This is a genomic window from Pseudomonas sp. 37 R 15, assembly GCF_900004865.1.
GTDB lineage: Bacteria > Pseudomonadota > Gammaproteobacteria > Pseudomonadales > Pseudomonadaceae > Aquipseudomonas > Aquipseudomonas fluorescens_AM.
In genome coordinates this window covers 1-263 of the sequence record NZ_CVTV01000007.1, presented here as the reverse complement: position 1 = coordinate 263, position 263 = coordinate 1, and the positions used below count along the sequence as shown (strand labels likewise).

At 61.6% G+C, this 263-nt stretch carries 1 pseudogene; it reads left to right on the top strand.

Annotated features, from left to right (window positions below):
• Positions 1 to 63: 63 nt before the first annotated feature.
• Positions 64 to 208, top strand: a pseudogene (locus BFQ04_RS29080) (carbon-nitrogen hydrolase family protein); the annotation flags it as partial.
• Between the last annotated feature and the right edge of the window lie 55 nt (positions 209 to 263).

Sequence of the window (263 nt, the reverse complement as noted above, 5' to 3'; positions counted from 1 at the left end):
CCGTAATCGGGGGCAAGCCCCCTCCCACATTTGATCTTCAGGGTGTGGGGGATTGGGATTTCAGCCATGCTCGTCGGGCCGATGGGCGACATCCTTGCCGGGCCGCCGCTATGACTATGACGTAGTGGAGCACTACGCCAGGCCGGATGTGTTCGAGTTGACGGTGGATGAGCGCGCCAAGCCGGGCGTGCGCTCTATCACTGACTAAACGCGGATAAACATGTGGGAGGGGGCTTGCCCCCGATGGCAGTGTGTCAGCCAGT